The 6,619-nt window shown below is 54.6% G+C and carries 10 protein-coding genes; 5 read left to right on the top strand and 5 right to left on the bottom strand.

The window, feature by feature from the left end; genetic code table 11:
- The first annotated feature begins 418 nt into the window (after positions 1-418).
- A complete protein-coding gene (locus tag Q0816_RS25715; protein WP_298856126.1) occupies positions 419-664 on the top strand; it encodes a hypothetical protein in 246 nt (81 codons plus the stop codon).
- Positions 665-716: 52 nt separating this feature from the next.
- On the opposite strand, the gene Q0816_RS25710 is transcribed toward Q0816_RS25715, so the two are convergent.
- Complete coding sequence (locus Q0816_RS25710; RefSeq protein ID WP_298856124.1) at positions 717-1,061, bottom strand: WGR domain-containing protein; 345 nt, start codon at positions 1,059-1,061, stop codon at positions 717-719.
- A gap of 54 nt (positions 1,062-1,115) precedes the next feature.
- Here Q0816_RS25710 and Q0816_RS25705 point away from each other — a divergent pair, with 54 nt between their 5' ends.
- Positions 1,116-1,793 (top strand): ankyrin repeat domain-containing protein, encoded by a 678-nt coding sequence (locus Q0816_RS25705; RefSeq protein ID WP_298856122.1) that lies wholly within the window; start codon positions 1,116-1,118, stop codon positions 1,791-1,793.
- A gap of 374 nt (positions 1,794-2,167) precedes the next feature.
- Positions 2,168-2,662, top strand: a complete 495-nt coding sequence (locus tag Q0816_RS25700; RefSeq protein WP_298856120.1) for a DUF6714 family protein — start codon at positions 2,168-2,170, stop codon at positions 2,660-2,662.
- Between the two features lie 196 nt (positions 2,663-2,858).
- Here the strand turns inward: Q0816_RS25700 and Q0816_RS25695 are convergent, their stop codons facing one another.
- The 3 genes from Q0816_RS25695 to Q0816_RS25685 all read right to left on the bottom strand — a co-directional run bounded on the left by Q0816_RS25695 (position 2,859) and on the right by Q0816_RS25685 (position 4,166).
- On the bottom strand, positions 2,859-3,413 hold the full coding sequence (locus tag Q0816_RS25695; protein ID WP_298856117.1) for a class I SAM-dependent methyltransferase: 555 nt from the start codon (positions 3,411-3,413) through the stop codon (positions 2,859-2,861).
- Between the two features lie 74 nt (positions 3,414-3,487).
- Positions 3,488-3,712 (bottom strand): hypothetical protein, encoded by a 225-nt coding sequence (locus Q0816_RS25690; protein ID WP_298856115.1) that lies wholly within the window; start codon positions 3,710-3,712, stop codon positions 3,488-3,490.
- 1 nt (position 3,713) lies between these two features.
- On the bottom strand, positions 3,714-4,166 hold the full coding sequence (locus Q0816_RS25685) for a MarR family winged helix-turn-helix transcriptional regulator (protein ID WP_298856112.1): 453 nt from the start codon (positions 4,164-4,166) through the stop codon (positions 3,714-3,716).
- Between the two features lie 81 nt (positions 4,167-4,247).
- Between Q0816_RS25685 and Q0816_RS25680 the strand changes: the two genes are divergently transcribed.
- On the top strand, positions 4,248-4,940 hold the full coding sequence (locus Q0816_RS25680) for a hypothetical protein (protein ID WP_298856110.1): 693 nt from the start codon (positions 4,248-4,250) through the stop codon (positions 4,938-4,940).
- Positions 4,941-5,061: 121 nt separating this feature from the next.
- Here the strand turns inward: Q0816_RS25680 and Q0816_RS25675 are convergent, their stop codons facing one another.
- A complete protein-coding gene (locus Q0816_RS25675) occupies positions 5,062-5,238 on the bottom strand; it encodes a hypothetical protein (protein ID WP_298856108.1) in 177 nt (58 codons plus the stop codon).
- 393 nt (positions 5,239-5,631) lie between these two features.
- Here Q0816_RS25675 and Q0816_RS25670 point away from each other — a divergent pair, with 393 nt between their 5' ends.
- Positions 5,632-6,513, top strand: coding sequence for a sterol desaturase family protein (locus tag Q0816_RS25670; RefSeq protein WP_298856106.1), 882 nt, complete (start codon positions 5,632-5,634; stop codon positions 6,511-6,513).
- The last annotated feature ends 106 nt before the right edge of the window (positions 6,514-6,619 follow it).

Below are 6,619 nucleotides of genomic sequence, written 5' to 3'. Positions count from 1 at the left end.
ACATCGGGTGGCGTTTGGCTTGTCCAAATCCCGCCTGACCAACAAAAGAAGCCAAAGGATCTTTGATCCTGCGGGAGCGCAAAAGGGATCGTCACCCGAGTGGGCAGATCACCACGGCATGGACCGACCATGACCCAAAGCCCCTGCCCCGGCTCGCAAGAGACGGGTCAGGGGCTACTGGCTCAGGGAGATCATGCTGGGGTGTTCTGGGTGGAAGCCGATATGTCGGCTGAAACCTAGAGCCCGGTCACGAGCCGGCTGGCTCGGGATTTGCCAGGGAGTAAAGTCACATCCCTCTTTCTCGCTACGAACAGAACGCCGGGCGCCGATCTTCGCAGGTTCCCCTCTTAAGCTAAGTTCCGCGATTGACCCCGGATTCCCTATCGTGCCTACTGCGCGGATTGAGGAGAACTGATGCATGCAAGAACCAATAATTCGTGAATTACTGGGCCGGATGCTTGCCCATCGTTTGCTCATTGAACGTTTGATTTACCGCCTTCGGGAAGTCGATGATTTCCAATCCATGGGACTGGAATCTGACTTGAGAAAGATCGAAGCGGATATTGAAGCATATGATTTGCCAGAGGGTATTTCAGAAGCGTGCCAGGATGAGCTGGAAAACCTCGGTGATCATGTCCATTCTGGCCGGGTGGCCAAAGAATAGATCGCTCAACTGGGTTGAGAGATGAAAGATCTACGATCGCTGGCGGTAGGTACTAACCACCGACGGGAACATACCCTCGACGGAGCTTTTGCTTCTCAAGATTTTGGCGCGCTTCACTGGCCTGGGCTTCGTCATCATATGTCACCATCATGGCTTGCCCGTTCGTTCCAATACGTCCCCAGGTGCGAAGGACGGAAACTTCGCCAAACAGCGTCGGCTGCAACTCTATGCCATAGAACCGCGCCATGTTGACGTCTGGATCCACATGGATCAGGTGGACAGGTGTGGTTGCCGTCAGTTCCATGATGCGATCGTCGGCGAACTCAGCCCGTCTGTCCAATGACATTGTGAAATCAATTCCCGTGAAAGGATTCTGATCCTGAATGGAAAATGACATCGAATGCATCCGCTACTACTATAGCTGACCAATATGTAGGTAATAGGATCGGCCATGTTTCGTTTTCTACTGTTTGCCTTCGTGATGGGTCTTGCCGCCAGCGCAGGCACGGCGCAGACACCGCCTTCGGCTGATGAGGTCGCGCAATACGACGGTCTCTTCGCAGCCGCTCATACCGGCAACGAAGAAATGATCCGGCAACTCGTTGCGGCAGGGGCAAACGTCAACGCGCGGGATTCGAGAGGCCGCACGCCAGCCCATGTGGCCGCCTTTGCTTCAGAAGACGAGGCATTACGTACACTGGCTGAAGCTGGCGCCGACATGAACGCACTCGAAGATCAGGCCTACGATGTTGTCACGATTGCGGCCGTTGCAAATGATCCGGAATTGATGACACTCGCAATCGAATTGGGCAACGATCCCGGCCTAACAACTAGTCCTTATGAAGGAACAGCTCTGATAGCAGTCGCGCATCTCGGCCATGTCGAAATTGTCAGACGGCTGATCGCTGCTGGCGCGCCTCTGGACCATGTGAACAATCTGCACTGGACAGCAGCTATCGAAGCCGTTGTGCTTGGTGACGGCGGCCCGGATCATCTTGCAGTTCTGGATGCGTTGTTGGCAGCGGGTGCTGACAGATCGCTTGCCGATCGAAACGGAACTACACCACTCGAACACGCCGAACTACACGGATTTGCTGAGATGGCAGAGCGCCTCAGAAAAGAGGACTGAAACCCACCCAACATGCGGAAGCGGCAAGTTTCGCCTTGGAGGCACCGATGGCAGCTTGGTTATCGAAGTGTCACACATGATCCACAAAGGCCAAATTACGCCCGGACTCTGTCCGTTCAAACAATTCGTTGAGTCGACTGCCTAGTTTCGTTGCAATCGCCAAGAGTGTTCGGTCAGCTTCAAAATTTGCAACAGAGTCCAGTCATCATTGTCCGGGTCGGGTGAAGTTAGTTTAAGTGTGTAGATAGAGGCATCGTAGAACTCATGATTGATATCTGTAAAAAGCCTATGTTTGGAATCCATGGCACTTACTCAAATTCGACTAGCGGCCAAAGCGCTCGATTTCAGGATGTAAGCCATATTAGTATTTGGCCATGTTAAAGGACTCTAAAACGACAAAGGTGCTCATATCCCAGATCAATGATGCATTTGACGGGCTTGACCCTCCTCTCGATGATGAACTTTTACATCCCGACTGTATGGATGATGTGGATATTCTTGAATTTTATGGAGGCATCAGGTGGCCGGAGATGACCGATCAGATGATCATCCACGGATACGCTGCCCCAATAGCTTTCAGCGCAAAGGCATTTCAATACTACGTGCCCGCTTATCTGATTTGGACGCTTCGCAATTCGGACAGCCCGGAATATGCCAATGAAAGCATTCTTCTGGCACTGGATCCCGGTACATCGAAGGAAATGCTGCATGATTTCAGGAAGTCCAAGTTCAGCCTCTTAACACCAGAGCAAAAGGACGTAGTGGCACGGGTTTTGCATTATTTTGCCGATCACCCTGATCTCGGTGAATTTGCGGAAATGGCATTGGTGAATTACTGGATGGATGTTGATTTGCTGGCGTCAGATTGATGGGCGCATCAATGCTGGGTTGCGATTTCGAGGTGTAATCCGCGGTATTCGTCATCAAATCAACTGTGTCAGCCATCGGCTCATAAATATGGAGGTCAGGTCGGATATTTCCCTAAACTGCGACAGGTCTGTCGCAAGTCACCTTCAAAACTCCGTTTCGCGCCTTTGATATCAATCTCCTTTGGCTTGTTGCGCGTTAGCTTTGGTGAGGATCATTTTTTTGGCCAACGACACATGTCGCCGGAGCGGCACCGCCAATGATTTTGATTTCTCTCACGTTCTCGTACCCGACAGCATGGAGCGCGTCCTCAATACCGGCGATCATGCGGCGTGCGGTCGCGGAGCCATCCGCGTCAAGCCGTGGTTGATATGTGGTCAGACAAAGCCCGCCCGGGGCCAGAGTATCAAACAGGGCACGAAAAAAACCGAGTTTGTCGCTTTGAAACTGGATGACATTCAGCGAGAAAACGCGGTCAAATGTCTCCGGCCAAGCGGTGAGCAGGTCGATCCCCCCTTCTAATAAATCAACTCGGTCTGCGACGCCCTGTCTGCGCAGTCGATTACGGGCCTGGCGGATCATGACACCGGAATGATCAAGACCGACCACCCGGCCAGACGTCACGAGAGAGGCGCATCGCGACAGGGCAAGGCCGGGGCCACAACCAATCTCAAGCACCTGGCTGTGAGGGCGAAGGTCCATTATCTCGACGGTTTTTTCATTTCGAAAGCGGTTCGACTTCCGCGCCGCCATGATCCGGCCGGCCAGAGCACCAAGCGGGCCCGATGGATGACCGAACTGCGCTACGATCTTCGACTTCACAGTCACTAGGTGTTGCCTGCCCGAGAAGCCCACAGAGGCAACACCAGCAATGCGTCAGCTGAAAGGACGAGAATGCCGAAGGCAATCGCATGGCGATACGCCATCTCAGGAAGACCCAGAAGCTCCACCGCAAAGGTATTCCAGGACCAAAGGGCAACGACACCCCAGACCAGTAGCGCGAAAACGGCGATCCTGAGGGTCTTCCCGTGCCGTTTCGATTGCTGTGCCATGTCAGATTCTCTTCTTCATCATAGTTTCGATCGTTTCATTGAGGCGGGCCAGCAGGCGAACAGAAGCAGCGACGTCATACGTGGCCAGGGCCTCAGCCAACTCGGCCATCGGTGCTTCTTCCCGGGTTTGAATCTCTGCAAAGAGCTTTTTGCCCGCGGGTGTGGGAAGGTAGAGTCCCGACCGCTTGTGATCCGGATTACCTTGCGCTTGGATAAGACGCTTCGCCAGCAAGGCGTTCATGTTCTTTTGGACATGTTGACGCGAAACACCTTTTGCCTTGGCGATTTCAGGAACCGTTTGCGGTGCCTTGATAACCAGCGCCTGAAGGACCGCCCGCATCGACGGGTTGATTTCCAGATCACTGTGCAGGGTTTCGGCGACGGATTTGAGCCGGTTGAACCCGGTCCGGATTTCTCTGATCAGCGCGATAAGCTCTTCTTGTCTTTTCGTCATACAAGGCTCCGAGCTTCCAATTGACAACTTGGGTGTCATAATTGAATATGACAACCTGGATGTCAAGTAGTGGAGGTGATAGTGTTCACCCAAACCCATCTTCTGGTCGGGGCTGCTGTCTTCGCCCGGCCGGGGAATCGTACAGTCGCGCTGGCTGGCCTGATAGGCGCGCTAGTGCCGGATACCGACGTGTGGGCGATGTTCGTCATCGAGCGGTTGCGGGGGGCCAGCGGTTGCGAAGTGTTCCACTATCGTTACTGGGAACAGCCATGGACGACGCTTCAAATTCTGCTGAACTCGATCCCTGCATATCTCACTCTCATCACCCTGAGCGTCGTCGGTCTGCTCGTACCTGCTTTGTTGCCCCGTAAAGTGGTTTTGCTCGTGATGATATTCGCCAGTTCCGCGCTTTTGCATGTTGGGGCTGACTTCCTGCTGCACCATGAAGATGCGCGCTCGCAGTGGATGCCGTTCACAAATTGGATCTACCGCTCGCCGGTGTCCTATTGGGATCCACGCCACTACGGCCAGTATTTCCTGATCTTCGAGATCGGTTTGGGTCTAGCCCTCGCCATACTGATCGGTCTGCGATCCCGGTCGAAGCAGGTATGGGCGGCGGTTACATTTCTGTCGCTTGGATATCTGGGTTCGATTACCGCTGGTCTGATGTCTGGTGCGGATCACCTTCGAGGCCCCGGGTCTTGCGAAATTCTTGAGAGCAATGCCGTCGCAAAGCGTGCGACTTCACCAAGCGAGTCGAATGTCGCTCCATGAAGGGATGACTATGTCTGAAAAACAGTTCGAGCCGGTGTTCGGCGAAGCGTGGAGTGTATAGGGCGCCTTTGGACCTTCCTGATTAGAAGCGCGGGGCACACAACACGCCCCGCACCAGTCTCTAACGACCGCCCGCTTTTCCGGGCATGTTCATCCGTTTGGCCGCACGCGGTGGTGTCTTCACACGCAGATTGCGCTGCGGCTTGGCCTTGGCCTTCACTAACTTTGCGGATTTCGGTGTATCCTCCACAGCAGGAAGGGTCCGCCCGAAGGTGGATTTTGGTGGTTTGAAGGGCATGATGCACCTCATAACAAAAGGAAGCTGAAGTCGCGCAGATGCTCGACTGCGAACGCCCACGATGGGCTAGCGCCGTATGTCCATTGTCAGAGTCCTCCGCAGGAGCGTTTCAATGCGCATTCTGCCAATCAAGGTCAGCGCGCGGCGGGATCAGAAAGTATGCTGGTCCATTGTTAGAATCTCCCTTGCGAATGTTGGGAGCGTCTCAGACCAGAGAGCATCTGTCAAACCTGCTCAATGAACGGCGGCAGTTGTTGGTAGGCAGTTGGGTGCTGGATAAAGCTGCCCTCAGATGATTTCACGTAAAAAACTGCTATTTTTTACAAAGGAACACTCGTCACTGAGAAATGATGGCAGACCCGCCGCGACCGACAACCCGGAAAGACACGCTCCATGTCCGACACCATCCTCGCAGCTGAGCCGACCATCCGCCTTGTTGCCTTTCTGGGCATTCTGGCGGTCATGGCGCTATGGGAAGTTGCAGCACCCCGGCGGCGACGGGAAATACCACGCGTTGTGCGATGGACAAATAATCTTGCGCTCGTTGTGCTCGACACCGCAATCCTGCGGCTGACTTTTCCGATCCTCGCAGTTGGTCTTGCGGTGATGGCCGAGGACCGCGGATGGGGGCTCTTCAACAACATTGATGTACCGGTTTGGGTTGCCATCGCGGTCTCAATGCTGCTTCTCGATCTTGCGATCTATCTTCAGCACGTGATGTTCCACGCAGTGCCGGGGCTTTGGCGGCTGCACCGGATGCATCACGCCGATCTTGATTTTGACGCGACCACAGGCTTGCGGTTCCACCCGTTAGAAATCCTCATCTCGATGGGGATCAAGCTGGCGGTTGTTGCTGCCTTGGGTCCCCCGGCTGTCGCTGTGCTCTTGTTCGAGGTCGTCCTTAACGCGACCGCGCTTTTCAATCATGCAAACATTGATCTTCCGCGCCCGCTAGACCGTATCCTAAGATGGATCATCGTCACCCCGGACATGCACCGAGTGCACCATTCCATTGATCCACGCGAAACCAACTCGAACTTCGGCTTTAATCTACCCTGGTGGGATCGGCTCCTGGGGACATACGTCGCGCAGCCTGCGAAAGGACACAAGGGTATGGTGGTCGGCATTAAGCTGTTTCGCACGCGCCGCGACCTCTGGCTCGACCGGATGTTGATTCAACCCTTTCTCGGTCCAGCGAGCGGTGGCGCGCTTCACACCCGGAGCCATAGGAGGCGATCTGCTTCCGTCTCCTCCAAGCCGGACGCCGACGAATAGATCCAAAGCCGTGAACCAATGATCTTTTGCGGCCCAATCCGGATGGAGTGGGTGGCTCCTGCTCCACCGGCGTCGCGATGCGCCATACTGCAGTTGTTACCAACTG

The organism is uncultured Ruegeria sp., assembly GCF_947497005.1.
Classification (GTDB): domain Bacteria; phylum Pseudomonadota; class Alphaproteobacteria; order Rhodobacterales; family Rhodobacteraceae; genus Ruegeria.
The sequence above is the reverse complement of the archived record's forward strand: the minus strand, read 5'-3'. Positions and strand labels throughout refer to the sequence as shown.